We start from the raw sequence: 26,536 nt of genomic DNA, 5'->3' as shown, positions 1-26,536 counted from the left end.
AGAGCCGCTATTTAAAATAACAGTATTGTTATTAGTATTAGCATCAACTCCAAAAGCACCTAAGATATAAGGAGCACCATTTAAAGGTAAGGTATAGGTGTTTTCAACACCCATATCCACATAGGCATCTTTTAAGAAATTTAAAGTATTATTACTTGCTTCACCTTTTCTTGCTATGGCTGGAGTGATTAAAAAATTATATTTATTATCTAAGCCACTAGCTTTAGGATTAATTACCTCTTTATCGGTAGGTTTTAAATAATATACTGAAGATAATTCCCCTGCTTTTAATACTAAGGTATTATTATTTGCTTTTGCATTAAAGGTATAGGCTGAAACTAAAAAAGGTATATAGCTTAATTGATTTAAAGCGGTATTAACCGAACTAAAACTATGAAAACCATTAACTACAAAAATATCTTCTTTAATACTTGGAGTAAGTATATGCTGTCTAAAGGCTAATTTATTTAAATTCAAATGAGCCTTATCTTTAGGATTATCATAAATTAAAGTAATATTTGAAAGGTTTTTATTGCTAGCCATTTGACCATAGAAGTTTTTACCACTTAAGAGTTTATATGTGTCAAGATTATAATCATAAACATCATTATTATTAAATTTGTGCTGTTTAATAATATAAGCATTAGAAGTTTTATCATAATTTGCCTGGGTGGCAGCTTCTAAAGAGTTTAAGGAAAATATAGTGAGTAAGAAAAATTTTAATATCATGCAATATTTTCTCAAAATATGACTGAACAATATCCCCCCCCCCCTAAGGTTTAAATTAAAAAATAATCTTTTCATGGTATTTAAAATACCTCCTAGAAATTTTATATTTTCATAAAAAAGTTATACTACTGCTATGCATATAAATTTAAGCTTAAATTAAGAATAAGATATAAAATATCTCATTTTGAAAAAAATTATCAAAATGCTTGTTTATAGGCTTTTAGGTTAATTATTTTAATTGGGTATTTTTGTAACATACCAAACAATCAACATACAGCCTATCAATAACATTAACAATATATTTGCATTTTGAGTACATAAAAAATCACTTAAAAAAAATAATTGCAAATTTTATTTTTTAATTAAAAATAAACTTAAAAAAGTTAGCAGTAGTTATTGTAAAACTTTAATTTTATTTTCTAAAACACTTTTTGGAGTAAGTCCGATGAATTTTTCATTTATTTTGCCTTTTTCATCATAAAAAACTATCACAGGCACACCATAAATTCCACCCACAGCCTTAGACAAAAATGAGCTTGCTTTAGCTTCATACATAAGTGGTAAATCTAACTTTTTTTCCAAAAGAATTTTTTGAGCTTCTTCTTTTGATTTAGCTCCATTTAACACCGCTAAAATAGGAAAATTTCTTTCTCTATAAAGTTCATTTAGCATCGGAATTTGTGCATTACACGCACCGCAATCTTGCGTGAAAAAAAATAAAGCATAAGCTTGATTTGCATTTTGTGTTTTTAAGGTTTTTTCAAAACCATCGTATTTAAAAGTATAGTTTTGACTTGAATTTAAGGTTTGAAATTCATTATTTGAGCATGCACTAAAGAAAAAAACACTTATTAAAGCCAAGAAGCAATAGAAGCTTTTAGTTGTGACCATGGTTTTTCTCCTATGATTTTATCTTGCACAACTCCATCTTTAATGACAAAAGTTGTTGGTACTGCAAAAATGTTAAATCTTTGCCATGATATATCTAAATCATCTTGCAAAAATATAATATTTTTATAATCATATTTTGTAGCAAATTCTTCAAAATCTTTCCCCTTATCCACAGAATCAAGCGCTAAAATAGTGATTTTTTTAGGATATTCGTTAGCTAGTTTTTCCAAGAGTGGTAAGTCTTTTAAACAAGATGCACAACCTTGCTCTACAAAGGTTAAAACAATAAGATTATCAAAATCAGCTAGTTTGATTTTCTCACCTTCTAAATTTTTAGCTGCGATTTCTGGTGCTTTTAAGCCTACTTTGCCGCCATTTTTATTGTTGTTTTCAAAACATGCACTTAAAAAAACTAAACATAAACAAGCTAAAATTATACTTTTAATTTTCACTTTTCATCACTCCATGGCTTAAAATGATAGTTCTATCAGCAAAAGTAGCTAAGTCTGGATTGTGAGTGATTAAAACTATGGTTTTACCATCTTGTTTTAATTTACAAAAAAGCTCTAGAATATTTTTTTCATTTGCCTCATCTAAATTTCCAGTTGGCTCATCTGCTAATAAAATTTCAGGATCATTCACTAAAGCTCTTGCTATACATAGCCTTTGTTGCTCCCCGCCACTTAATTGGCTAGGTAAATGCGTAAGTCTGTGTGAAAGCCCTACTTTTTCTAGTGCCATTATAGCGTCTTTTTGTTCTATACTTGAGTGATAAAACTGAGCTAGCATGACATTTTCTAAAGCATTTAAATAAGGTATTAAATGAAATTGTTGAAAAATCAAACCTATTTTTTCTCTTCTAATTACGCTTTTTTCTTCTTCACTTAAATTTCCAACTTCTTTATCATCTAAAAAATACTCCCCGCTACTTTGAGTATCCATTAAAGAAAGTATATTTAAAAGTGTTGATTTACCTGAACCTGATGGGCCCATAATGGCTAGCCATTCGCCTTGCTTTACTTCTAGGTTGATATTTTGCAAAGCTTTAACTTCATTAAAATTACGATTTAAATTTGAAATTTTTATAATATTTTTCATCACTCACCCTTTAAATTTTCACAAACATTGATTTTTAAAGCTTTTTTTAGCGGTAAGATACTTGCAAAAAATGCAAATACTAAAGAAACAAGCACCGCAAAAAACACTGAAAGCAATCTAAAATCTATACTTGCATTAAAAATCAAATATCCAAAAATATTTGCTAAAAAATATCCGCAAAAAGCGCCAAACAAACTCGCACTCAAGCTTAAAATAAACACTTCAGCTCCAAAAAGTTTAATAACTTCTTTATGTTTAGCTCCTAGTGCAAGGTGCAAGGCTATTTCTTTTTTTCTTGAAAAAATCACTGCACTAAGAGTGGTATTTACACTCAAAGAACTAATGAGCAAAATAGTTAAACTAATCAAAGCCATCAAAGCCTTGATCTTTTCTAAAATCACACCTTCACTAATGGATACTGAAGCTATGACTTTGGCTTCTACATTAGCCTTGCTAAGTTCTTTTGCTTTTTGATCTAAGCTTTCATAATCACCTAGTAAAATAGCTTGAGCATAATTTATCACTTCTTTAGCTGCTAATTCTTGAGCTTTTTTTAAAGAGATGATTAAAACCCCATCTTGCTCATCATTGCTTCTTAAAATAGCTTTGATTTTTACTTTGACTATTTTAGATATACTTGGGTTATAAATTTGCAATTCTTGTCCTATTTTAAGCTCTAATTGTTTAGCTAAATCAGCCCCCACAAAGGCACTATCTTCACTAAAATCACTCAAAGAAAAGCTTCCTTTTAAAACCTCCATAAAAGGCTTGGTAAGCTTTAAATTTGCAAAATCAACCCCAACAACTACCGCACTTGAACTTTCAAGATTATAAAAACCATATAAAAATGGGGTTAAAGCTTTTGCTTTCAAGTTTTCTTTGGCTTGATTAAATTCATCCATGCTTAAAAACTCATCATCTTTTGGTGTGATGATAAAATTAGCTCCATAAGCTTTTAATTCTTTGGACAATTTTGTGTCAATATCAAAATAAATATTAAAAAACGAAGCACTTACCATAGCACCCATAAACACAGCTATAAAAATAATACAAACTCTTTTATAAGAAAAAATAAGAGATTTAAAAACCTCTTGCATAAAAAAATTATTTCCCATATAAAACCTCTGAAGTAGAAAGTTTAGAAATTCCTTTGATAGAAAACAAACACCCTAAAAATACTATAAGCACTGCAAAAAATAAACAAATTGGTAGGATAATCCAAGAAATTTCAATGATATGTTCAAATATACTCAAGGCGATAATCTCTGACATACCTATACCAAAAGCAAAGCCCAAAACAGCCCCAACTAAAGCTACCACAACCCCTTCTAACGCAAAAATCATATAAATTTGCAAAGTGCTAGCACCTAAAGCTTTTAAAAGCCCTATTTCACTTTTTCTTCTAAAAATATCCGCACTCATTAAAGATGATATGGCTATGGAAGCTACGATTAAGCATATAATGCTAACTACTGCCATTAAAGATTGAATTTTAGATACTATCAAACTTTCTGCATCTGAAATCGCACTCACTACTTTTGTGCTTGCACCTTTAAAATCTTCTGCAATTTGATAGGCAATAGAACTTACATAAGCAGTGCAATACCACTGATCATACTCAAGCTGATCAAGACTATCTACATCGCGTCTTGCTTTTTGTGCTAAATCATTTTCAGGTATAGTCAAAGCTGAAACTTCTGCTTTTGAGAATAAACCTTCTTTTTTAGAAAGCTTTTGTGCTAAAAGCAAAGAAGTGATGATTTTATTTGAAAAAGCTTGAGTTAAATCCATAATACCAACAATTTTTACTTTAAAAATTTGATCATTTTGCACAAGGGTAATTTCATCATCTATTTTTAAATCGTACTTTTGTGCTAAATCTATTCCTAGCATTATTTCATCTAAACTATCATCTTTTGGGTAATTTCCTTTGATTTGACTATATTTGTATAATTCTTTAATACCTGCATAAAAATCATCATCATCTTGAATCTTTATAGCCTTATCAAAATAAGTTCCCACTAAAGAGATATTTTCATAATTTGCATTTGGAGTTTGAATTTTTACCTGAGTATCTAAAAATGGCGCAAAGGCATTGATATTATTTCTCCAAAAAATTTCTTTTATAGTATGGAGCTTGTTTTCTTCTAAAAAATTTTGATTTTTCAAAGGCTCATAAATTTTATTACCCACTTCTACACTCAAACTTGCACCTTTAGGTAAAACTAAAATGTTTGATCCATAACTTCTTAATTCTTTTGTAATTTCATTACCTATACCCAAAGTAAGATTTAACATAGTAGCCATAAGTAAAGTAGCTAAAAAAATCGTTAGTAAGGCTAGAGATTTTTGGATTTTATTTTGAAAAATAGAGTTTTTTACAATCTTAACTTGCATAGTCATTTCCTAATAAATTATGAATTCTATATTTTGAAGATTTATTCATATCAATGTATTTTAAAGGATCGTTTTTAAACTCTTCATAATTTTTTTCATTAGCAAAAAAATATGTTCTTCCTTTATAAACATAAGATCTTGGTGCTTTTAAGTTAATAAGCTCGGTATGATCAATAGGATCATAAACTTTCTTTTCTACTACTTGAGTGAAAAAATTTACCCCATCTAAAATTTCTGAAAAAGGTATGATAACTTTACCATTTTCAAATTTATATTTCATAGGGATAGGATTGCACCCACCTGCCTTACCCACACTTGGTAAGAAAATTCTAACATTACATGAAATACAAATTAGCTCTCCACCTTTTTTAACATACCCCATATCTCCACATATACTACAAGCATCAAAAACTGCTACTGGAGAGTCTTTATCTTCTCTTTTGTTAATCAAGAAAAATCTTACCACTTTACCCTCATCGCTAATATAAGCAAAGCGGTGTAAGTTATTATCTCTTAATATTGCCACATCAAAAACAAATTCATTATTTTCATTTGGCTCTACATAGGTTGGCTCGTCTATGGTGATTGGTCTTGAAGCATGCAAGTCATAAAAGAGAAAAATACAAAGACTTAAAATCATAGCACTAAAAATACTTGCACTAAAATTAGTTATAGTTGAATTTTTTGCTTGATTTTTTCTAAATTCTATATCAAAATCTTTTTTCTTGCTGTTTTCACTCACTCTTTGCTTTAAAGCTAAAACTATACAAATTCCTAGCAATAAAAACCATATATATGTATAGAATTTAGCATAATATACACTTTTTGCCACATAGCTTAAATATAAACTTTCTGTTTCTATCACACCTTCTCTCATAAGGTGCAATAAAATTTGTGCTAAAGCTTCATTTAGATAAAAAATCACGATAATGAGTAAAAATAAATTTAAAAATTTAAATTTAAATTCCCTTAGCCATCTTGTAAAAAGATAAACCCCAAAACACATAACAAAAGCAAGCAAAATAAGCCCAAAAGAACTAATCGCTAAAGAATCTAAAAAATTAGTGCTTAATATAGGAAAGTCGATAGAAATATGTAAATATTTTATACCAAAAGCAAAAGATAATAAAAAAAGCAAAATAGTTTGAATTTTTTCTTTTAAAAAATTATTTTTTATAAAAGAAAAAATGATAACACTTAAAAACAATAAAACAAATAAAACATCATTAGAAAAATACAACAAATCATAACTTAGTGTTTTAGCGCTAATAAAAAAAGCAAAATAAGAAAAAACAAAACCCACAAAAGCAAGTTTAAACACTAAAGAATTTTTTAGATTATAAAAAAATAAAGCACTTAAAAGTGCGTAAGAAAAAAATACTCCAAAAAAATGTACAAAATAAATCGACATGGGCTCTTCTTTGATAGAATTTATTTATAAAATCAATAATTTTATAAATAAACCCTAGCAAAAAGCTAGGGAAAAAATCACTTAGGTTTTCCTGTGTATTTAAAGTTGTATTTAACTGAAAATGGCTCAAACCATTTACCAACACCCGTTTCTTTATCAACATGGCGTCCAAAACCTTGTTTTTCTGGGCTTTCTATTAAAAATACTAACTCGTAATTTCCAATACCTGTATCCATTTTTAAATTTGCACCATAGTGAGGGCCATCATCTGCTACCATAGGCATAAGAGTTCCTGTTTTTACTTTACCATTGTCAAGATTAGTTAGCTTATAAGCTATAGTTAAATAAGGAATCCAAAAACCTTCTGGAAAGCCGTTTTTATTACCCTTTAATGCATGAATATCTGCTTCAAGGTGAATATCTGCTAAACTTGCTGCAAGATCAATCCCTCTTGGCTCCATTTCGATTGGCTGCAAATAAACAGCTGCTATTTCCATACCATTTAACTCATAAGGATCGCCAATTGGTACCTCTGCTGCAAAAACTGAACTAGCTAAAATACTAGCTGCTGCACCTAAACTTAATAAAGTTTTTTTCATATTTTTTCCCTTTTATTTGAAATTTGCTTTGTTATAAAAATACCCATAATGAGTAAGATTAAAACCATAAACTGAGGTATGATGCTCTCATAGTAAGGATAAATTCCAAGCCATAAAATTCCTTCAAAATCAAAAGGAAGTAAGCTTGGTGTAATAACCTTGGCTTCTATGAGCTCACCAATGCCTTTGCCTGTAAAGACAAAGACCATATAAAAAATAATGTATGAAGTTATATAGAAAAATTGTTTTACTGGTATTTTTAAAGCACCAGCTTTTAATAAATAATAAAGTATTATAAGTATAATTAATCCACTAGCTAATCCTATAAATATAAAACTATAATCTGTGCTTGTTTTTGCATCAAATAATAAAGCTTGATAAAAAAGAATAGTTTCAGCACCTTCTCTGTATACAGCTAAAAACACACTAAACCATAAAGTTTTTGCTGAATTATTTGAGATAGCTTCAACTGCTTGAGTTTTTACATAATTTGCCCATTTTTTATTTTGCGCATTTGATAAAAGCCAAAAACCGACATAAAATAGTAATGCAACAGCCACAAGCATAGTAATGCCCTCTAAAAATTCTCTACTTTGCCCTGCTTGTTCTTTAAAAATCCATGAAATAAAAAATGCAGTTACAAAACTTAAAAATACTCCACTCCAAAGTGCTGAATATACTATACTTAAACGCTTTTTATTGCCACTTTGAACTAAATATGAAACTATGGCTACAACAATGATTAAAGCCTCTAAACCTTCTCTTAAGATAATACCCAAAGCCCATATAAATAAAGACATAGGTGAAGATTCTTGAATTTTATCCAAAGAATTTTCAATTAATGCACCAAGCTCATCAAAATTCCGTTTTAATTCTTCTTTAGAAGCACTTGCTTTAATAAGTGCAACACCTTTTGAAAAATAACTTTCTATTTTTAATTTTAAAGCACTATCAATAGCACCAATTTTACTTTCCATACCACTTGCTTCAAAAATATCCAAATAAACATTTTGTAAAGCATCTATGCTATTTAAATTAAAACCATCATAATTTTGTAAAATATTATTAAGTGCAATTTTTATATCATCATATACTTTAGTATAGTTTTTAGTACTCATAACACTTTCATCAAAGCCTTTAACCTGAAGTAAAGCTAATTCTTCTTTAGGTAAAGCTAGGAATGCTTCATATAATAAATCTGATATGTCTGAAATTTCATCTCTTATAGCTTTTTCATCCAAAGTGTTATTGTTGATTTTTCTTATTATAGTTCTAAGTTTTGTTTGAATTTTTTTATCCATACCCGCTTTTGTGTATCTTGCTACTAAAACTTCTACCTTTGAATTTCTATAATCTTCGAATAATGCTGATTGGATTAAATCTTTAGCTTTTTGGTAATCTTTATTTACAAAAGCCAATGCTGCTTGATCAAGTTTTGAAATCATTGAATCCATTAAAAATTGCAATCTTGCATCCATAGCTGAAGCTTCTTGTAAGGCTAATAATGTTTCGTCTTTTTGGATATTTTGCTCTTGAGTAGTTGAATTTTGAGTCAAATTTGATGATGTTTGTCCTTTAACATCCTCTCCAAGTAAAGATGCAAACATAGCTTCAGCTTGCGCTTGACGCTCTTTTTCTGCTTTTAAAGATGAGCTTTCAGCTGCTTTTTTATCATAATTTATATCACTAGCTTCGGCTTTTAATTGAAATCCTTTTTCTAATATAGGAACGACCTCATCTAAATCAAAATACAAGCTACTAATTAAAGCTTCTATCTTAGAAATATCTTCTTTATCTTTATACATTTTTCTTAAATTAATAAATTTACGCTCCATCACAATGACTTTTCTACCGACATTGCGACCAATAGAGCCTTCCATGGTTTCAAAATGCTGAAAATATGCATCTTCAGCTTTTTTCTTAGCTTCTAAATTTTTATTATCTTTATATAACACCATACTTTCATTCAAAATTTGCTTAATATTTTGACTTTCTTTTTGATAATCAATATCTCTAGCAAGTGTTAAAGAACAAAATAAAAAAATCATTAATAAACTTATTTTTTTAAACACTATTTTACTCCGAAATGATATTCATTTTTAAAATCATAGTCACAAGTATAGTACTAGCTTTCTTAAATTTAGATAAACATTATCATTATTTATTTCATAATAAATCATACAAAAATACTACAAAATGCTACTTTTATCTACAAAATAAGATAAAAAATTATTATTTTTAGCTTTTATATTTATTTTTTATTTATTTTAACAATAAAAATAAGTTTTTATTTGCTAATATGTATCGTTTTTTAAAATTACAAGGAGTTTTTTATGCTAGTTATTACTCATGAAAAACCAAGCAAACTCAAAAAAATGTTAAAAAATTTAGGTTTTTGGGTGATTATAGGAATTATAGCTGGCATTTGCCTTGGCTTATTAGATAAGGAATTTGCATTAGCTAGTAAAATCGGTGTAGATTATTTTATACAAGCTTTAAAAATTCTCATAGGTCCTATTATATTTTTAACTATTGTTTTAGGTGTTATTAGTCTTGAAAGCTTAAAACAAGTTGGAAGCATAGGAGCTAAAGCTTTGCTTTATTTTGAAATAGTAAGCACTTTTGCTTTAGCTATTGGCATTTTTATGGCAAACATTATGGGACCTGGTAAAGGAATGAACCTTGATCCAAGCACTCTAGATCAAGAAAGTGTGGCTCAATTTGTTAATAAAAATATAGAAATAAGTGCGCAAAATGAAATTTTGCATATTTTAAAAGACGCTATACCTACTGATATCATAGCTGCTTTTAGCGAGGGAAAAACTTTGCAAATCTTAGTTATAGCTCTAGCTTGTGCTTTTATTATTTCACTTATGAGAATTGATGAGAGAAAAGCTATACAAAAAACCTTAGAAATTATGCAAAGTTTTGTTTTTAAAATCTTAGAAATCATTATGTATTTTTCTCCCATCGCTGCTTTTTCTGCAATGGCTTTTTTAGTGGCAAAATATGGACTTGATTCTTTATTAAATTTGGGTTATTTGCTTATTGTTATGTTGCTTGCTTCTTTGCTTTTTATCTTTGGAGTTTTAGGGCTTATTTGTTTTATTGCCAAAGTCAATATTTTTAAATTTATGCGTTTTATCTCAAGAGAAGTTTTAATAGTTTTTGCCACGAGTTCTAGCGAATCAGCATTAGCTCCGCTTATGAGAAAACTTGAAAAAGCAGGAATTTCAAAAGCCACTGTGGGCTTGGTATTACCAACTGGATATAGTTTTAATCTTGATTGTACTAATATTTATTTAGCTATGAGTTTAATTTTCCTTGCTCAAGCTTTTAATGTAGAACTTTCTTTAACTCATGAAATTAGCATTTTAATAGTGCTTATGATAGCCTCAAAAGGTGCTGTTGGTGTGACTGGATCAGGTTTTATTATACTAGGAAGTACACTTGCGGCTTTATCTAATATGCATATTGCAGAAGCTAACAATGGCTTAGGAGCAAGTTTGGGCGAGGTTTTACCTGTGGCTGCCATTTCTATACTTTTGGGCGTGGATAAATTTATGTCTGAAATTCGTGCTGTGGGAAATTTATGTGGTAATAGCGTAGCAGCTTTAATCGTAGCTATTTGGGATAAACAAATAGACTGGGAAAAGTTTCGCTACGCTCTAGATAATCCTAAAGAATTTACTAATGCGGGTTTTGATTAAAAAACCTCTTTTTGAATTTTTTCTACATATTTTTCTCTTAGTTTTTGGGTATAAAAACCCACCTTACCATCATTAATTACCTTACTATCTGCTTTTATAACACCTAAAATCAAAAAAGTAGCCGCAGAAATAAACACCTCATCAGCCTCATACACTTCTTTCATACTAAAAGCTCTTTGATCTACTTTAAGATCAAGTTCTTTTGCAAATTTTAAGATATTTTTACGGCGAATTCCTGGTAAGATTTCATTAGAAAATGGCTTAGTGATTAAAGTTTTATCTTTTATAATAAAAGCTGAACTACTAGAAGCTTCCGTTACTAAAGCATTTTCTACCATAAAAGCTTCAAAAACCTTAGCTTTAACGGCTTCTTCTTTTGCAAGACATTGAGCTAATAAAGAAATTGATTTTATATCCCTTCTTTTCCACCTTAAATCAGCTGTTGAAATAACACTCACCCCATTTTTAGCAAACTCATGCCCAATCACCTTGCATTCAAAAGCAAAGGCCATAATAGTAGGTTTTAACCCCTTTAAAAGAGCAAAATTTCTACTAGCAACCCCTCTAGTAATTTGCATATAAAGCCCGCCTTCTTTGAGAGAATTTTTAATGATTAATTGCTTTAAAATATTTTCAAATTCTTCTTTTGTATAAGGAATTTGTAGATCAATTTGGGCTAAACTACGCTCAAAACGCTCCCAAAATTCTTCTTTATCAGCTATTTTTGCATTTACCACAGGAACTACTTCATAAATTCCATCTCCAAAGATAAAACCTCTATCAAAAATACTCACTTTAGCTTCGCTAGCTTTTATAAATTCATCATTTAAAAATACTATTTCCATCTCTTGCATAAACTCTCCTTTTAATCAAATAAATCAATAATATCTTTTGGTAAATCAAGCTGATTAGAATAATAAAAATACTTAGCTAAAACTAAAATTCCTATATAAAATTCTATCTTTTCATCTAAAAATTGCTCTATATAAGCATGAGCATTTTGTATGATTTCTTTTGCTCTATGTGGATTAGCTAAATAATAATCAAGCAAAGCTTCTACATTTTCATAATCATCATCAATCAAAGCAAAATGCTCATTTGGAACTAACTTTCCTTCCATAAACCAAGTTTCATAACGCATTTTTGGGGCTAAAACTAAAGAATTAGAACTTAACGACCAAATCAAATTACTAGCAAAAGTGTTACCTTCAAGTGATATTAAAAATTTATACTGCAATTGATCTTGCTTGCTTAAAAATGTTTTTTTCCACTCATTACAACCTTTTCCTGTGTGACCAATATCACATTTTTTATTTGAAATATTTTTTTCAAAAAACTTCACTCTATTGTTTTGATAGGCAGCACCTCTAAAAATAGCAATGTTTTTTTTATCTTCAAAAACATATTTATCCTTTAAAAAAACAAAATGTCTATTTTTATCTAACTTCATAATTATATTATTATAGTTATTATTGCAAATAGGTCTATCTTTGCAAATTGAAGCTTCTTTTAAAATATAAGAAATATCACCAAAAGCTTTAATCCATAAAAAATCATCATTAAAATATTTACTAATTGTATAAGCATCATAAGCCAATGAGGTTTTCTTAAAAGGGAATTTTCCTATTTTTTCAGCAGCTTGTGATAATGTAATATGCTTTGCTCTATCAAAATTTAGTTTATTGTAATAATTTATTCTCTTTTTTACACACTCCTTTTTTTCTGTGTTCAGTAATAAGATATCAGAAAAAATATTTTTTAACTTACTCTGAAATAAAATTCTTGGAATAAAAGCTCCGCCTATGCCTTTTACATTCATCATAAATCTAGAATCTGCCATCTTTTTCTTTCTTTATATGCAAAAATAATGTAAATTTTAACACAAGATTTCATTTACAAGACTTAAAATTTATCTTATTTAAAAACAAAAATGCTAAAATCACAAAAATCACATACTTACTAGGTAAAACAATGAAAATACAAGAATTTATTTTAAACTTTATTTTTAAAGTTTCAAATCAACCTGTTAATTTAAAAGATTTATTAGAAGCAAATGCCTTGTTAAATGAAGGTATGATGATAGATCCTGCGAAATTAAATTTTAAATTTAAGGTATTTAATTCTTATCTTATATATACCCTTTTTTGTATAGCCATTTTAGTTCCTATGCTTATCATCAGCCATTATTTTTTAACAATTATTGATTTTCATATTAGCATCTTGAGTGCTATTTTTGTTACCGCTTGTGTTTTTGTTGGCTATGATATTTTTAAAATTTATACTAGAAAAGTAATAAGCAAAAGATTATTGAAAAAAGCCTGGACTTTACATTTTCCATATTTTGCTTATGAAAAATATTCAAAAATAGCAGAAAATATTTATAACCAAGCCATTAAAGAAGAAATTCCAAAAAATCAACTTGAACAATATGTTTTGGAGAAAATCATTCAAACACAAGATTAATCTAAAAAGTCTAAAACTTGATTTTGAAAATACAATGCTTCAAGCTGTCTTTGAAGTTCTTTGTTTTCTTCATCTAAAACTAATTCTTGCGATCTTAAATCTGCTATTTCTCTACTTACATAATAAATTTGATTTCTAATATAAATTTGTGGGAAAAATATCAATAAAGCAAATGCTATCATCAAACCTGCGTATAATAAATTTTTAGGGGTTAAATTTTTATTTTCCTCACTTACTATGCTATCTAAAAGTTCGTATTTATCTTCTTGATTATATTCTTGGTTTTCTTCAAGCCTTACTTTTTCTTCTAAAATTTTTTGCTCTTGCTTAGCTAATTTTTCTTTTTCTTTTAATTCTTCTTGAGCTTTTTTTATTTTTTCTTGTTCGATTTTTTTTTGCTCTTTTAATTCTTGTTTGAGTTTGACTTTTTCTTTTCTTTTTTCTTTTAAATCTTGAAATTTTGAAGCGACAAAGACATTACTTTGAGTAAGAATTTTAGATATTTGAATAGAATCTTTTTTTTCTTGTTGTATTTTTTCTACTTTTTTTACTTCCTGCAAAGTTTTAACATTTTTAGATGACTTAAGATTTTTATCATTTTTTTTATCAAATTTTTCTTTTTGCTTTTTGAAAAAATTGAGTTGTAATTTAAAAGGCTTTTTTTCTTCTAATTTAACATTTATCAAATCTTCTTTTAAATAAATAGCGGATTGTTTTTTAGGTTTTTCTTTATATTCTTCATCAAAGTCTGTAAATTTAGGTCTTTTTTTACGCTGTATTCTATTTTTTAATATGCGATCGCTTTCATTGAAATTGTGCTCATACTCTTCATAAGGTCTACCTTCTTTAATAGCCCTAGAATATTTCAACATTTTTTCGCGTATATTTTGTTTTTCTTTTAAAAAATCATCTTCAATCATTATTTACCTAAAATAAAAAATTCTCATTTTTGCACAACTTGATCTACTATTATAGCTTATTTCTTCTTTGGAGGCACTTATAGCTTTTTTACTTAAAATTTTACCAAGACTATGTCCTTTACCGCATTCGCATTTTATAGCTCTTTCATCACAAATGCAGTCTTTTTCCCATCTTTTAAAAGTATTTTTTACTATTCTATCCTCTAAAGAATGAAAGCTAATAATAGCTAATTTACAATCTTTTAATTTTGCTTTTTCTATATTTTCAAGTAAGGATTTTAACTCACCAAGTTCATTATTTACTTCTATACGCAAAGCTTGAAATACGAGCAAAACTAAAGATACATTGCGTCCTTTTAACTTAGCATTTCCTATAATTTGACTTAATTCTTTTGCACTTGTAATCTCTTTTTGACTTCTTGCATTGATAATTTTTTGAGCAAGCATTGAAGCAACCGGCGTCAGATCTCCATAGTCTTTAAAAATTCGTTCTAAAGCTTCCTTGTTGTAAGAATTTACTACTTCTTTAGCACTTAAAGGATTATTTTGATCCATTCTCATATCTAAAAAATCAGAATTTAGTGAAAAACCCCTATCATTTTTATCAAGCTGCAAAGAAGATACACCAATATCGGCTAAAATTCCTCTTATGTTTTGCGTTGAAATTTGAGTTAAAATATCTTTAAAACCTATATGATTAAAACTTATTCTATCTTGAAAATTTTTTAAAAACTCTTTGGAAAAACTTAAAGCCTCTAAATCTTTATCGCAAGCAATTAATCTTAATTTTTCATGAGCTTGCAATAATGCTTTAGAATGCCCTCCATAACCCAAAGTACAATCTAAAAAATCTCCGCTATCAAAATCATCAAAAGTATTTAAAACTTCTTGTAATAAAACAGGAATATGTGGACTTTGCAAAATATACCTTTTAATATTTTTTAGTATAATACCTTAGCTAAGTTTAAAACAAGGTTTTTAATGAATAAAGAAAATATTATTTCCCAAATTCAAATTCTATCCTCATCAATGTTTAAAAAAAATTTTTTTGGAATTTGCCATGGTTCTGTTTCAGCAAAACTTTCACAAGGCTCATTTATTATCAACAAAAGCAATGCTTTTTTGAATCAATTAGATGAAAAAAATTTAAGTATCTTAAAATTTGCAAAAGATTATAGCTGGGATGAAGCAAGCAGCGATAGTGAAATACATAAAAGCATATATGAAAATATACCTGAAGCTAAATTCGTATGTTTTGCTTATCCAGCTTATACCTTATCCATGAGTTTAAATCATGATTTCATAACACCTCAAGATTATTTTGGAGAAATTTTTTTAGAAGAAATTCGAGTTTACAATCCTAAAAGTTATGAGGATTGGGATGATAGATCACAAACTGAAATTTATCGTTATATGTTAGAACAAAAACAAAATTTTGTCGTTGTGAAAGGATATGGAATATTTGCTTATGGAAGAACAAGCTATGAACTTGGAAAAATAATAGATTTAATCGAAAATTCTTGTAAAATTATCCATTTAGCAGAGACAAATTTATCATAAAATCATAAAATTAATTTTTTATTAATCACAAATTACCTATAATTTATGGTTTAATTTAATTAATTATGGATTGGGGTAAAAATGCTCACTTGGATGCAGCATCATAAAAAATATTTAGTTATTACTATTTGGATTAGTGTTATTGCTTTTGTTGGAGCAGGTTTTGTTGGCTGGGGAAGTTATGATTTTAACACCGATAGATCAAATTCTGTTGCAAAAGTAGGCGATGAAAAAATAAGCTATGATGAATTTAATCTAAAATATTCTCAATTATTTAACTACTACTCACAATTAAACAATGGCAATTATACACAAGAACAAGCACAAAAAGATGGCTTAGATACTCAAGCTATCAATGAACTTATACAAGAAAAACTTCTGCTTTCTTATGCCAAAACTTTAGGTTTAAATGTAAGCGAAGAAGAAATTGCTTATGATTTAGCGCATCAAAAAATCTTTCATAATGCTTCAGGTGTTTTTGATAAAGATTTATATTATAATTTACTTGCAAGAAACAACTATACACCAAAAGCTTATGAAAAAATTATCCATGATGAATTATTGCTTAAAAAAATCAATGCTATTTTAAATTTACAAATCAAACAAAATGAGCTTGATATGTTTGGTGCAAGTTTTTTAATGCAAGATAATTTAAAAATTCAAATAATAAAACTTGATAATAAAAATATTCCTATTGATGAAAAAGAACTAAAACAAACTTGGGAAAAAAACAAAAACCTATATAAAACACAAAAAAGCTATGAGCTTGCAACTTATTTTTTAGATCCTAATACAATCACAGTTGTTGATAAAGAAATTCAAGCTTACTATGAAGAAAATAAAAACGACTATAAAGATTTTGCAGGAAAAATTCTAAGCTTAGAACAAAGCAAAGATAAAGTTATAAAAGATTTAAAACTTTCCAAACTTAAACTTAAAGCTAATGAAAGCTATGTTGCTTTGAGAAAAAACGAGCTTAGTTTTGACAAAAACATCACAATAAGCGATGCTGATATTTATTACCCTTTAGAAAACATACAAAAAGCTAAAGAAAATGATTTTATTAAGCCTTTTAAATTTGAAAATGGCTATATGGTCGCAAAACTTATAAAAATAAATCCTATACAGACTATGACTTTTGAGCAAGCCAAAAATGAAGTGAGCAAACTTTACATCAGAGAAAAAACTAAAACTTTATTAGAAGAAAAAGCAAAGCTTGCCCTAAATAATTTCCAAGGCATAGATATAGGAACTTATAGTCGCGACTCAAGTAAAGGAGCAAAAGTAGGTGAAATGATAAATGATGCCGAATTTAGTGAGTTTTTAATGCATGTATTTGACTCAAATAAAGCTAAATCTTATGTTTTATTTGATGATAAAGCAATAGTTTATGAAATTACAAAGCAAACTCTAGAAAACAAAGATAAAGAAGAAATTTATAAATTTATCATAGAACAAAGCGCCAAACAAACTAAACAAGCTTTACTTAAGGAAGAATTATTAAAAAAACTTATAGAATTATATCCAATCCAACGCTATTATAAAGGAAATACAAATTGAATATTTTAGGAATTGATTTAGGCTCAATACAAACTTGTGCTATTTTGGCACAAAAAAGCGAAGAAGGACTTAAAATCATTGGTTTTGGAAAATCAAAATCAAATGGTATAAAAAAAGGAGCAATTACCAATATAGAGCTTGCTTCAAAATCTATAGAAGAGGCAGTAGCCGATGCACAAATGATGTCAGGTGTGCATTATGATAAAGTAATTGTATCTATTTCAGGTGCTTATGCAAAAAGTGTAGACAGTATAGGTGTAGTTAATATACCAAATCATGAAATAGGTATTAAAGAAATTCACAGAGCAGTAAGCACAGCAAAACATACCGCAAATATACCTAGTGGATATGAAATCATTCATGTATTGCCTTATAATTTTAAAGTAAATGATCTTGAGCATGTAGAAGATCCTTTGGGAATGAGTGGAAATCGTCTTGAAGTTTCTACACATATTGTAATCTCGCAAGAAGTGCATATTAAAAATCTAAAAAAAGCAGTTGAGCTTGCTGATCTTAGAGTAGATAATATCGTTCTTTCAGGATATGCTTCTTCTATCGCATGCTTTGATGATAGTGAAAAAGAATTAGGTGCTATTTTAATCGATATGGGTGGAGCAGTTTGCGATATGGTCATTCATGCGGGTAATTCTATACGATATAATGAATGCTTACAAATTGGTTCAGTAAATATCACTAATGATTTATCCATAGCTTTGCATACCCCACCAAAAGAAGCAGAAAAACTAAAATTAAATTATGCATCTTTAGCACAAAATGAAAACTCAATTATACAAATTCCATATATGGGTGATGAAAAAAGAAAAAATGAAGTTTCAGTAGAAGTTATATCTAATGTTATTTATGCAAGAATTGAAGAAACTATTATTATTTTGGCTAAAATGCTAAGTGATAATGCTTGTGCAAATCAAGCAGGAGCAGGCATAGTATTAACAGGTGGAATGACAAAATTTGCAGGACTTGACAAACTTGCTTCAGCTTATTTTGATAATAAAGCTGTTAGAATAGCGACCGCAAAAAAAGATACTATGGATGGCTTTAAAGAAATTTTTGAAGATGCAGAAAATAGCTGCGCTATAGGTCTTTGTTTATATGGTGGTGGACATTTTACTCCTTATGAATTAGATTCTAATGAAAAACTAAGATACAAAGGAGAGCCTGAATTTATCAACAAACAGATAAAACAAAATCTCACCATAGAAGAACATGAAGAAGAAAATAAAAATTTTGAAGAAATTTTTCAAGAACAGAGAGATTTTGAAGATGAAAAAACAGAATTAACAAAAGTTGAAACCAAAAAAGATAAAAAATCAAGTTTTATGCATAATTTTTGGAATAAATTAATAAACCAGTTCTAATAGGAGATACAATGAGCGAATATCTAGTAGAAGAAATGCAACACGCAAAAGGTGCAAAAATAAAAGTCATAGGCTGCGGTGGCGGTGGCGGTAATATGATAGATCATATGGTAAATATGGGCTTACATGATCTTGATCTTATCTCGGCAAATACTGATGCACAAGCTATAGCAAAATCTTTAGCAAAAACTAGAATTCAACTAGGTGAGAAAAAAACTAAAGGTTTAGGTGCTGGAATGCAACCAGAAATTGGAGCAGAAAGTGCAAGAGAAAGCTTTGAAGAAGTAAAAGCAGCTTTAAGTCAAAGTGATATAGTATTCATTTCAGCAGGACTTGGTGGTGGAACTGGTACAGGTGCAGCTCCTGTTGTAGCACAAGCTGCTAAAGAAGTAGGCGCATTAACTGTTTCGGTTGTAACTATGCCTTTTGCTTTTGAAGGAAAACAAAGAAAAAAATTAGCTGAAGCTGGCTTGGCTGAATTAAAAAAAGAAAGTGATTCTATCATTGTAATCCAAAATGAAAAACTTCTTAGCATACTTCCAAAAAAAGCAGGTATAAAAGAAGCATTCAAACTAGTTGATGATATCTTAGCTAGAGCTGTTAGAGGTATGGTGTCTATTCTTTTAGAAGATGGCGATATCAATGTTGACTTTGCAGATGTTAGAACTGTTATGAGCCATAGAGGTTTAGCTTTAATGGGTGTGGGTCATGGAGAAGGTGAAAATGCTATCATGGACGCATTATCAAGCGCTATAGAATCTCCATTGTTAGATGGTATGACTATGAAAGGTGTTAAGGGCGTGATTATCCATTATAAAATTGGACCTGAATGCTCATTGATAGAAATTTCACAAGCTACTCAAAGCATTAGCGATATAGCAGATGAAAATGCAAAAGTAATCTTTGGCGCAACTACTGATGAAAGCATGGGCGATCGTGTTGAAGTAACTATCATTGCTACAGGTTTTGAAGATAAAGCTGAAATAGAAAGTGCTAAAGAACAAGAAGAAAGTAAAAAAAATAGCTATATGAATTTGCGCAAAGCTAGCGGTGGGTTTGATGAGGAAGTGATTTCTCAACTTGATGTTCCTGCTTTCTTGCGTCGTCAAATGGATTAATTAGTAAGTAAAAATCCTTATATGAATTCTTCATTATTATGTGATTTTTACGAACTAAGTATGGCTTATGCTTATTTTAAACAAAATATGCATAAGCAGATTGTTTATTTTGAAGTTTTTTTTAGAAAAGCTCCTGATAGTGCTTCTTATGCTATTTTTTGTGGATTAGAACAAATCATAAATCATATTAATCATTTTTCTTTCTCTAAAGATGACATAGATTTTTTGAAAAATACTAAAAAATTTGATGATGATTTTGTAAACTACCTTTCAACTTTAAAATTTAGTGGAGATATACTAAGTGTTAAAGAAGGTGAATGTATTTTTGCTAATACACCTTTAATGATCATCAAAGCACCTATAATAGAAGCTTTATTATTAGAAACTTTCATACTTTTAACTCTAAATCATCAATGTCTAATTGCCACTAAAGCTAACAGAATTGCTCAAATTGCAAAAGAAAAATTACTCTTAGAATTTGGCTCTCGCAGAGCCCATGGAGAAAGCGCAGCTTTAAATGGTGCTAGAGCTGCTTTTATAGGTGGTTTTCATGCAAGTGCTTGTACTTTAGCTGGGAAAAAATTTAATATTCCTATTAGCGGAACTATGTCTCATGCTTGGGTACAAATGTTTGATGATGAGCTAAGTGCTTTTAGAGCATATTGTCAAATTTATAAAGATAATATAAGTCTTTTGATTGATACATATGATTATAAAAAAGGTATTGAAAATGCTATTTTAGTTTTTAATGAGTTAAATGCGCAAGATTCTATGCAAAATTATTCCATCCGTATTGATTCAGGAGATTTGCTGAAAATCTCTAAATATATTAGAAAAAAACTAGATCTTGCTAACTTAACAAAATGCAAAATCATAGCTAGCAATGCCTTAGATGAGTTCATCATAGAAAAATTACTAAAAAACAAAGCTCCAATCGATGCTTTTGGTATTGGAGAAAAGCTTATTACTTCAGCAAGCTCGCCTATTTTTGGAGCTGTTTATAAGCTTGTTGCATTAGAAAAAAACAATCAAATCATCCCTAAAATAAAAATCAGCGCAAGCTCAAGCAAAACAACCTTGCCACATTTTAAAAAACTCATAAGGTATTATAAAAACAATAAAGCAAGTTTTGATATTTTATATACACATGATGAGAGTATCAAAAATTATCAAGGTTATACATATAAAAATTTACATGAGCTTGTTTTTAAAGATGGAAAATTAATCTATGGGCTTCCTAACTTGAAAAATATTCAAGAGTATCATAAAAAAAGTGTTGATAGTTTGGATTTTAAACTAAAAAAACTTCAAAATCCAAGTATTTATAAAGTAAAAATTTCTAAAAAATTACAAAATATGCAAAAAACTTACTTAGAAAAAAATTAATCTTTTTCTCTAAGTTTTACTTCATCTTCTACTTCAAGTAAAAATCTATCAACAAGCTCATCTTCTTTTAATTTTGCCACCACTTCACCATGTCTTATAACTAAACCTTGATTTTTTCCAAAAGCAATAGCCACATCAGCACCTTTAGCCTCACCCAAGGCATTTACAACACAACCCATAACACTTATATTTAATGGTTCTTTTATATGTTTAGTTTTTTCTTCTACTATCTTAATCGCTTTAATCAAATCACTTTGAATTCTTCCACAAGTTGGGCATGAGATGATATTTACTCCACTCTTTTGCACTCCACTATCTTGTAAAATAGCCCTTGCTACCTTAATCTCTTCTTCAAGTTCCCCTGTCATAGAAACTCTCATTGTATCGCCTATACCTTTTAAAAGCAAATTTCCTAAAGCAATCGAACTTTTAACCGTACTATGAAATTTAGTTCCTGCTTCAGTAACCCCTAAATGAAACGGATAATCACAAAGTGGTCTTAGAGCTTCATAAGCTTTTATGGTATTTTGCACATCTGAAGTTTTCATAGAAATTTTAATGTCAAAAAAGTCTAAATCTTCTAGTAATTTTATATTATATAAAGCGCTCTCAAGCATAGCCTCTATATTATAACCATATTTATCGCTAAATTGCTTTTCTATAGAGCCATGATTTACCCCTATTCTAATAGGAATTTTTCTTTGTTTACAAGCTTGCACCACTTCTTTTATATTTTCTTTTGAGCCTATATTTCCCGGATTAATTCTCACCCCATCGATAAATTCAGCACAAAAAACTGCTAGCTTATGATTAAAATGTATATCCACTATTAAAGGCAAGGGACTTTTTGCTTTGATTTCTTTTAAAGCTCTTGCATCTGCCATGTCCAAACAAGCTAAACGCACTATATTTGCACCGGCAAAATAAAGCCTATTAAGTTGCTCTAAACAACCTTCAATATCTCTTGTTTTAGTAAAAAGCATGGATTGCACAGAAATAGGTGCATCACCACCTATTAAAACATCACCTACTTTTATTTGTCTTGTTTTATATCTTGTCATTAAAATCACTCTAAAAATATTTTTATATAATTTTAATAATTTAATCTAAAAATATCAAGGATTTAATATGAAAAATTTACTTAATTTTTTATCAGCTCATTTAGATAGCAAAAAAGCAAATTTTTTATTAAATTCACTCAAAACCAATCAAGATTATTTTTTTCAAAAATTTATACTAGATAATATAAATCATATTACAGCTTGGCTTAATAGTGACGATTTTAAACAATATGAAAATAAGACTTATCCACCATTAGTAAATCCAAAAAATATCGATATAGAACCTAGTGATTATTGCACAAAACTTGCTTGGAAACTAAACATACCTCTAGAAAATGCTAAATTTATCTATATTTCCCCTCATGGTGTTGGCGCTGCTGCTTTTTTAACACTACTCAATGAAGCATGCAATGTTTATTGCTCTGCTTCTTGGGTATCTCCAAACAACGGATATTACAGATATAATTTAAATTTTAAATCACTTCTTCAATACTCTCAAACAGCTATTAATATATCCGAGACAAATATTTTAAATTTGGATAAATATTTAAATTTAATTAGTTGTGATATACCTATACTAATTCAAACACGAGATCCCATATCTTTATTAAAACATTCATATGGAAGAGATTGGAGTAAAGTTCAAAGAAACTATAATCAAAATTTTAACTTAAATTTTAACTACCAAGAATATATTAATTTTTTAAAACCAAACAAAACTTACATGAAAGATGATTTTGAAAATTTACTAGAAAATACTTTTATAATGCATACTCTACTTAATAAAATTAACACAAACAATATTACTTATATAGATATGTGCGATTTAAACGAAAAGAAAGCTTATAATACTTTTATTAACTTGGCAGATAAATTTGATTTTACCCCCCCCCCATAATGATGAAAATCTTTTTAAAAGAAAAGAATTTAGAGGTTATATAAGATATTTGCTTCCTTTAATTTTTCAAGTAGATTATGAAATAAAATTAATTATTAATAGATATCATATAAGCAACGAACAAATAAATATTTTTTCCTACATTAGCAATAATGATCTTAAAAATAACATTGGCATTTATATCGATAAAAATAAAATATCTAAATTTTTAAATCATAAAAATTATGCAAGAATCAAACAATATTTATCCAATTTTTTAGATGCAATCAAAGAAATTGTTGACTACACAGAAACAAATCTTATGAAAGAAGATGAAGTATTAGACTATCTCAAGAAAAACAAAACAGCAAGGCTAAAACTCAAAGATATATTAGATAAAGAACTGATACATATTAAAAATTTCCGCCCTGATATTGTGAAATCATGGAAATATTACCAAGAATTTGAAAAATTCTTTAACTAAAATCAACCGGATCTATATCACAAGTAATATTTTTAAAATTTAAAGCAAAATGCTCAAACTTTACAAGCTCTTGGTGAGTATTAGCACGCAATAATACATAAAAACGCCATTTTTTATTTAGCATTTCAATACCACAAGCACCATGGCCTACTAATTGCACTTGTTTTAATTCTTGAACTTTATTAGCTATAAATTCACATAAATTTAAAGCTTTGTTTTTATCCTCATCTTCAATAATTAGCCTTAAAAGTCTTTTAAATGGAGGGTAAAGCTCACTTCTAGAATTTAATTCATCTTTTAAAAAGCTATCATAATCTTGTATATATTTTTCAAAAAAAGATCTATTCTTAGTTTGTAAAAGCACCCTACCCTCACCCTTACGACCTGCACGACCTGCTACTTGCATAGCAAGAGCCAAAGTCTCTTCTAAAGCTTTAAAATTAGGTCTAAATAAATACTCATCAAGCCCCAAAATCACACTCAAATCCACATTATGATAATCATGCCCTTTAGCAAGCATAGAAGTGCCTACTAAAATATCAATTTTTTCTTGGTTAAAATCTTTTAAAATCATATCAAGCTTTTTTACACTGCTAATCTCATCACTATCAAATCTTTTTATGATAGGATTAAACTCGGCTAATTCTTTTTCTAAAAGCTCACAAAGCTCTGCTGTGCCCATTTTTTTAGCTTCAAGCATAACTCCATTGCAGGTTGGACAAGTTTGATCAATTTCTTTAGTAAAATTGCAATAATGACATTTTAATGCATTTTTATTTTTATGCAAACTCAAAGCAATAGAACAAAAAGGACATTTAATGGTATTAGCGCATTCTTTGCATAAAATTTGTCTAAAATTTGCCCTTGTAGGTAAAAATACCACAGCTTGCTTTTTATTTCTTAAACTAATTTTTAATTCTAAAAGTAATTTTGACGAGACACTAAGCTCGCTCTCATCATATAAAAACTGCTTTTTGCTTTCAAAAAAGGTTCCTTTAAGTCTAAAACAAGGATGTTTATAATAACTTACAACACTTGGAGTAGCCGAACCTAAAAGAACTTTTATATGCATTTTTTTTGCTACAAATAAAGCCAAATCTCTTGCATTGATTTTTGGATTATTAGAAGCTTTATAAGAATTATCATGCTCTTCATCAATAATAATCAAACCCAAATTCTTAAAAGGTAAAAACAAAGCCGATCTAGCTCCCACCACTAAAAGAGCTTTTGAATTTGTTAAATCTTGCAAGTATTCTTGCTTTTTTTTCTTAGTAATTTTAGAATGCCACAAGAAAAAATGCTCGCCAAAATACACTTTTAATCTTTTTTGCATTTGCGGAGTTAGAGCGATTTCTGGCATTAAAAGCAAAACTTGCTTTCCTTGCTCTAGATATTCTTTTATCAAGCTAATATAAATTTCAGTTTTACCACTTCCTGTATCGCCAAATAATAAACTAGTTTGTTTAGTTTTTATAAATTCCAAAGCCTCTTGCTGGTTTTTACTTAAACTAGGTGCTTTTTCTATATGAATTTTTTCATTTTTATACTCTTTAATGCTTTCAAACATACCCAAAACAAAAGCTATTTTACTAGCATAATAATAAGCAATAAATTGAGCAAGTTCGTATTGGTATTGCGTTAGTTTAAAACCTATTTTTTCTTTTATAGCTTGGGTTTTAAAATCAGGCTTTGAACATTTTTGTAAAATTATAGCTTTGAGATTTTTTTTCCTCGCAAGATCAACTATCACTTCATCTAAAATTTCAATTTCTTCTTCACTTTCATAAATTAAGGTATCTAAATAATATCCTTTTATAGCAAGTTGATAAAAATTCAAAACCCATAATCCTTACAATTTAAACTCACACATTCTAAAAAAACTTTTTCACTATTATAAGAAAAATCTATGTAATTTTTAGCATTTATAAAAAATCTATATTGGGTACTTGCTATTTTCATCCATGATTTTTTACTTGAAACAATTGGCTTATCTAATACACTATATGAACAATGATTTGTTTTTTTGTAATTTTGCAAACTATCACAAAAAAATAATTTTTGATTTTCACTATTTATCAAAGCTTCATCTAAAATGGCTGGAAAATCCTTACTTTCTTTAAATAAAAACTGATTTTTGAGTAAAGCCAAAGAAGCATTGATGAGCTCTACCTCACTTTTTGCTTGGATAAGTTTAGCATCATTTTTTCCAAAAGAAAAATACGGATAAGCAATTGTGCTAAGAATAGCAATAATCATCATACAAAAAATAAGCTCTACTAAAGTAAAAGCTTTTTTTACTTGCATTTATTGTATTTCTTCATCGATAGTGTTTATAAGTTTGTTGAGTTCTTTTTTTAAGATATAATTTTCATAGCTAAGTTTTACAAAAGCATTAATGAAATTTGCAAGTTCTATCTTACCTGTGCCTCCAGAAATTAAAGCAATCTCATCTTCAAGATGATTTGCAAATTCATTACTGCATGTTACAACAAAGTCTTTCGCATAGACATTGATTGTAACTTTTCTTTGATTATTGTTTGCCAAGAACTGCCTCTATTTTTTTGATCACATCTTCACTTTCAATATTTTTATTTTTAAGCTCTTCTTCCAAACGCGCAATTTGATTGTTTTTAGCTTCATTTTGTGCTTTTACGCTTACTAATTCATTTCTTAAATTTTCATTTATTTCACATACTTCATTATATTTAGCCAAAAGCTCATTTACTTTATCTGTCATTGTGTTGATTATTCTTTCATCATACATAATTTTTTGCCTTTATTGATTTTATATTTTAGAGTATTTTAAACACATATTGTAACAAAAAAAAATTTAATTTTGCATAGCTTTTTGTTTTAAAATTTAAATTTTTAGAAAAAATTTTGTGTAAAATTAGTA

At 28.5% G+C, this 26,536-nt stretch carries 26 protein-coding genes and 1 pseudogene; 9 read left to right on the top strand and 18 right to left on the bottom strand.

Annotation, left to right across the window (positions count from 1 at the left end):
• The 9 genes and pseudogenes from L8W69_RS03240 to L8W69_RS03200 form a co-directional block, all read right to left on the bottom strand.
• Positions 1-804 (bottom strand): annotated as a pseudogene (locus L8W69_RS03240) (hypothetical protein); the annotation flags it as partial.
• 318 nt (positions 805-1,122) lie between these two features.
• On the bottom strand, positions 1,123-1,620 hold the full coding sequence (locus L8W69_RS03235; protein WP_220566706.1) for a TlpA family protein disulfide reductase: 498 nt from the start codon (positions 1,618-1,620) through the stop codon (positions 1,123-1,125).
• A complete protein-coding gene (locus tag L8W69_RS03230; protein ID WP_220566705.1) occupies positions 1,581-2,072 on the bottom strand; it encodes a TlpA family protein disulfide reductase in 492 nt (163 codons plus the stop codon). Before L8W69_RS03230 ends, L8W69_RS03235 begins: the two co-directional genes overlap by 40 nt.
• On the bottom strand, positions 2,062-2,718 hold the full coding sequence (locus tag L8W69_RS03225) for an ABC transporter ATP-binding protein (protein ID WP_012661870.1): 657 nt from the start codon (positions 2,716-2,718) through the stop codon (positions 2,062-2,064). Before L8W69_RS03225 ends, L8W69_RS03230 begins: the two co-directional genes overlap by 11 nt.
• The gene (locus L8W69_RS03220; protein WP_263659662.1) at positions 2,718-3,833 is read right to left on the bottom strand and encodes an ABC transporter permease; all 1,116 of its coding nucleotides are present in this window, start codon (positions 3,831-3,833) and stop codon (positions 2,718-2,720) included. Before L8W69_RS03220 ends, L8W69_RS03225 begins: the two co-directional genes overlap by 1 nt.
• Positions 3,823-5,115, bottom strand: coding sequence for an ABC transporter permease (locus tag L8W69_RS03215; protein WP_263664854.1), 1,293 nt, complete (start codon positions 5,113-5,115; stop codon positions 3,823-3,825). Before L8W69_RS03215 ends, L8W69_RS03220 begins: the two co-directional genes overlap by 11 nt.
• Positions 5,105-6,526: a Fe-S-containing protein gene (locus L8W69_RS03210; protein ID WP_263666434.1), complete on the bottom strand. Its 1,422-nt coding sequence runs from the start codon at positions 6,524-6,526 to the stop codon at positions 5,105-5,107. The genes L8W69_RS03215 and L8W69_RS03210 overlap by 11 nt, the downstream gene beginning before the upstream one ends.
• Before the next feature lie 77 nt (positions 6,527-6,603).
• On the bottom strand, positions 6,604-7,125 hold the full coding sequence (locus L8W69_RS03205; RefSeq protein WP_012661874.1) for a ferrirhodotorulic acid transporter, periplasmic binding protein: 522 nt from the start codon (positions 7,123-7,125) through the stop codon (positions 6,604-6,606).
• Positions 7,122-9,173, bottom strand: coding sequence for an FTR1 family iron permease (locus L8W69_RS03200; protein WP_263666433.1), 2,052 nt, complete (start codon positions 9,171-9,173; stop codon positions 7,122-7,124). The genes L8W69_RS03205 and L8W69_RS03200 overlap by 4 nt, the downstream gene beginning before the upstream one ends.
• A 285-nt stretch (positions 9,174-9,458) precedes the next feature.
• Here L8W69_RS03200 and L8W69_RS03195 point away from each other — a divergent pair, with 285 nt between their 5' ends.
• Complete coding sequence (locus L8W69_RS03195; protein WP_263662183.1) at positions 9,459-10,835, top strand: cation:dicarboxylate symporter family transporter; 1,377 nt, start codon at positions 9,459-9,461, stop codon at positions 10,833-10,835.
• Here the strand turns inward: L8W69_RS03195 and L8W69_RS03190 are convergent.
• Positions 10,832-11,689 (bottom strand): D-amino acid aminotransferase, encoded by an 858-nt coding sequence (locus L8W69_RS03190; RefSeq protein ID WP_263659666.1) that lies wholly within the window; start codon positions 11,687-11,689, stop codon positions 10,832-10,834. The two genes, L8W69_RS03195 and L8W69_RS03190, sit on opposite strands and share 4 nt — an antisense overlap.
• Positions 11,690-11,700: 11 nt before the next feature.
• Complete coding sequence (locus tag L8W69_RS03185) at positions 11,701-12,675, bottom strand: glycosyl transferase family 90 (RefSeq protein ID WP_263666432.1); 975 nt, start codon at positions 12,673-12,675, stop codon at positions 11,701-11,703.
• A gap of 131 nt (positions 12,676-12,806) precedes the next feature.
• On the opposite strand from L8W69_RS03185, the gene L8W69_RS03180 reads away from it, so the two are divergent.
• Positions 12,807-13,298, top strand: coding sequence for a hypothetical protein (locus tag L8W69_RS03180; protein WP_133319905.1), 492 nt, complete (start codon positions 12,807-12,809; stop codon positions 13,296-13,298).
• Here the strand turns inward: L8W69_RS03180 and L8W69_RS03175 are convergent.
• Both L8W69_RS03175 and rsmH read right to left on the bottom strand, forming a co-directional pair.
• Positions 13,295-14,218: a hypothetical protein gene (locus L8W69_RS03175; RefSeq protein WP_263662652.1), complete on the bottom strand. Its 924-nt coding sequence runs from the start codon at positions 14,216-14,218 to the stop codon at positions 13,295-13,297. The two genes, L8W69_RS03180 and L8W69_RS03175, sit on opposite strands and share 4 nt — an antisense overlap.
• A 3-nt stretch (positions 14,219-14,221) precedes the next feature.
• Entirely contained in the window at positions 14,222-15,139 is a 918-nt protein-coding gene (gene rsmH / locus L8W69_RS03170) for a 16S rRNA (cytosine(1402)-N(4))-methyltransferase RsmH (RefSeq protein ID WP_263666431.1), read from the bottom strand.
• 60 nt (positions 15,140-15,199) lie between these two features.
• Between rsmH and L8W69_RS03165 the strand changes: the two genes are divergently transcribed.
• The 5 genes from L8W69_RS03165 (at position 15,200) to L8W69_RS03145 (ending at position 21,218) form a co-directional block, all read left to right on the top strand.
• Positions 15,200-15,778: a class II aldolase and adducin N-terminal domain-containing protein gene (locus tag L8W69_RS03165; protein WP_263659740.1), complete on the top strand. Its 579-nt coding sequence runs from the start codon at positions 15,200-15,202 to the stop codon at positions 15,776-15,778.
• Between the two features lie 81 nt (positions 15,779-15,859).
• Complete coding sequence (locus tag L8W69_RS03160) at positions 15,860-17,338, top strand: peptidylprolyl isomerase (RefSeq protein ID WP_263666430.1); 1,479 nt, start codon at positions 15,860-15,862, stop codon at positions 17,336-17,338.
• Complete coding sequence (gene ftsA, locus L8W69_RS03155; protein ID WP_220566695.1) at positions 17,335-18,714, top strand: cell division protein FtsA; 1,380 nt, start codon at positions 17,335-17,337, stop codon at positions 18,712-18,714. The genes L8W69_RS03160 and ftsA overlap by 4 nt, the downstream gene beginning before the upstream one ends.
• Positions 18,715-18,725: 11 nt before the next feature.
• Positions 18,726-19,832, top strand: coding sequence for a cell division protein FtsZ (ftsZ, locus tag L8W69_RS03150; protein WP_039626779.1), 1,107 nt, complete (start codon positions 18,726-18,728; stop codon positions 19,830-19,832).
• Positions 19,833-19,853: 21 nt separating this feature from the next.
• Entirely contained in the window at positions 19,854-21,218 is a 1,365-nt protein-coding gene (locus L8W69_RS03145) for a nicotinate phosphoribosyltransferase (protein WP_263666429.1), read from the top strand.
• On the opposite strand, the gene ispG is transcribed toward L8W69_RS03145, so the two are convergent.
• Positions 21,215-22,279, bottom strand: coding sequence for a flavodoxin-dependent (E)-4-hydroxy-3-methylbut-2-enyl-diphosphate synthase (gene ispG, locus L8W69_RS03140; RefSeq protein WP_250322407.1), 1,065 nt, complete (start codon positions 22,277-22,279; stop codon positions 21,215-21,217). The genes L8W69_RS03145 and ispG overlap by 4 nt on opposite strands.
• Before the next feature lie 67 nt (positions 22,280-22,346).
• On the opposite strand from ispG, the gene L8W69_RS03135 reads away from it, so the two are divergent.
• Together L8W69_RS03135 and L8W69_RS03130 are read left to right on the top strand one after the other, a co-directional pair.
• Positions 22,347-23,177, top strand: coding sequence for a hypothetical protein (locus tag L8W69_RS03135; protein ID WP_263666428.1), 831 nt, complete (start codon positions 22,347-22,349; stop codon positions 23,175-23,177).
• On the top strand, positions 23,155-23,640 hold the full coding sequence (locus tag L8W69_RS03130) for a DUF2972 domain-containing protein (RefSeq protein WP_263665448.1): 486 nt from the start codon (positions 23,155-23,157) through the stop codon (positions 23,638-23,640). Before L8W69_RS03135 ends, L8W69_RS03130 begins: the two co-directional genes overlap by 23 nt.
• Here the strand turns inward: L8W69_RS03130 and L8W69_RS03125 are convergent.
• From L8W69_RS03125 to L8W69_RS03110, 4 genes are read right to left on the bottom strand one after another with little or no spacing between them, the layout of a single operon-like run.
• The gene (locus tag L8W69_RS03125; RefSeq protein ID WP_263666427.1) at positions 23,633-25,477 is read right to left on the bottom strand and encodes a primosomal protein N'; all 1,845 of its coding nucleotides are present in this window, start codon (positions 25,475-25,477) and stop codon (positions 23,633-23,635) included. The two genes, L8W69_RS03130 and L8W69_RS03125, sit on opposite strands and share 8 nt — an antisense overlap.
• On the bottom strand, positions 25,474-25,944 hold the full coding sequence (locus tag L8W69_RS03120) for a type II secretion system protein (protein ID WP_263666426.1): 471 nt from the start codon (positions 25,942-25,944) through the stop codon (positions 25,474-25,476). The genes L8W69_RS03125 and L8W69_RS03120 overlap by 4 nt, the downstream gene beginning before the upstream one ends.
• The gene (locus L8W69_RS03115) at positions 25,945-26,184 is read right to left on the bottom strand and encodes a hypothetical protein (RefSeq protein WP_133319896.1); all 240 of its coding nucleotides are present in this window, start codon (positions 26,182-26,184) and stop codon (positions 25,945-25,947) included. It lies immediately after the preceding gene.
• Positions 26,171-26,404, bottom strand: a complete 234-nt coding sequence (locus L8W69_RS03110) for a hypothetical protein (RefSeq protein ID WP_012661890.1) — start codon at positions 26,402-26,404, stop codon at positions 26,171-26,173. The genes L8W69_RS03115 and L8W69_RS03110 overlap by 14 nt, the downstream gene beginning before the upstream one ends.
• Positions 26,405-26,536 lie beyond the last annotated feature (132 nt).

Source organism: Campylobacter sp. CNRCH_2016_3089 (assembly GCF_025772505.1).
Taxonomy (GTDB): Bacteria; Campylobacterota; Campylobacteria; order Campylobacterales; family Campylobacteraceae; genus Campylobacter_D; species Campylobacter_D lari_D.
The sequence above is the reverse complement of the archived record's forward strand: the minus strand, read 5'-3'. Positions and strand labels throughout refer to the sequence as shown.

Bases quoted from the DNA above. Each gene is read 5' to 3' on its own strand.
- L8W69_RS03190 (WP_263659666.1), bottom strand. From the start codon at position 11,689: ATGCAAGAGATGGAAATAGTATTTTTAAATGATGAATTTATAAAAGCT.
- L8W69_RS03180 (WP_133319905.1), top strand. From the start codon at position 12,807: ATGAAAATACAAGAATTTATTTTAAACTTTATTTTTAAAGTTTCAAAT.
- L8W69_RS03165 (WP_263659740.1), top strand. From the start codon at position 15,200: ATGAATAAAGAAAATATTATTTCCCAAATTCAAATTCTATCCTCATCA.
- L8W69_RS03110 (WP_012661890.1), bottom strand. From the start codon at position 26,404: ATGTATGATGAAAGAATAATCAACACAATGACAGATAAAGTAAATGAG.
- L8W69_RS03135 (WP_263666428.1), top strand. From the start codon at position 22,347: ATGAAAAATTTACTTAATTTTTTATCAGCTCATTTAGATAGCAAAAAA.
- L8W69_RS03185 (WP_263666432.1), bottom strand. From the start codon at position 12,675: ATGGCAGATTCTAGATTTATGATGAATGTAAAAGGCATAGGCGGAGCT.
- ftsZ (WP_039626779.1), top strand. From the start codon at position 18,726: ATGAGCGAATATCTAGTAGAAGAAATGCAACACGCAAAAGGTGCAAAA.
- L8W69_RS03225 (WP_012661870.1), bottom strand. From the start codon at position 2,718: ATGAAAAATATTATAAAAATTTCAAATTTAAATCGTAATTTTAATGAA.
- L8W69_RS03160 (WP_263666430.1), top strand. From the start codon at position 15,860: ATGCTCACTTGGATGCAGCATCATAAAAAATATTTAGTTATTACTATT.
- L8W69_RS03120 (WP_263666426.1), bottom strand. From the start codon at position 25,944: ATGCAAGTAAAAAAAGCTTTTACTTTAGTAGAGCTTATTTTTTGTATG.
- L8W69_RS03200 (WP_263666433.1), bottom strand. From the start codon at position 9,173: ATGATTTTTTTATTTTGTTCTTTAACACTTGCTAGAGATATTGATTAT.
- L8W69_RS03215 (WP_263664854.1), bottom strand. From the start codon at position 5,115: ATGCAAGTTAAGATTGTAAAAAACTCTATTTTTCAAAATAAAATCCAA.
- L8W69_RS03175 (WP_263662652.1), bottom strand. From the start codon at position 14,218: ATGATTGAAGATGATTTTTTAAAAGAAAAACAAAATATACGCGAAAAA.
- L8W69_RS03220 (WP_263659662.1), bottom strand. From the start codon at position 3,833: ATGGGAAATAATTTTTTTATGCAAGAGGTTTTTAAATCTCTTATTTTT.
- ispG (WP_250322407.1), bottom strand. From the start codon at position 22,279: ATGACAAGATATAAAACAAGACAAATAAAAGTAGGTGATGTTTTAATA.
- L8W69_RS03195 (WP_263662183.1), top strand. From the start codon at position 9,459: ATGCTAGTTATTACTCATGAAAAACCAAGCAAACTCAAAAAAATGTTA.
- L8W69_RS03210 (WP_263666434.1), bottom strand. From the start codon at position 6,526: ATGTCGATTTATTTTGTACATTTTTTTGGAGTATTTTTTTCTTACGCA.
- L8W69_RS03235 (WP_220566706.1), bottom strand. From the start codon at position 1,620: ATGGTCACAACTAAAAGCTTCTATTGCTTCTTGGCTTTAATAAGTGTT.
- L8W69_RS03205 (WP_012661874.1), bottom strand. From the start codon at position 7,125: ATGAAAAAAACTTTATTAAGTTTAGGTGCAGCAGCTAGTATTTTAGCT.
- L8W69_RS03145 (WP_263666429.1), top strand. From the start codon at position 19,854: ATGAATTCTTCATTATTATGTGATTTTTACGAACTAAGTATGGCTTAT.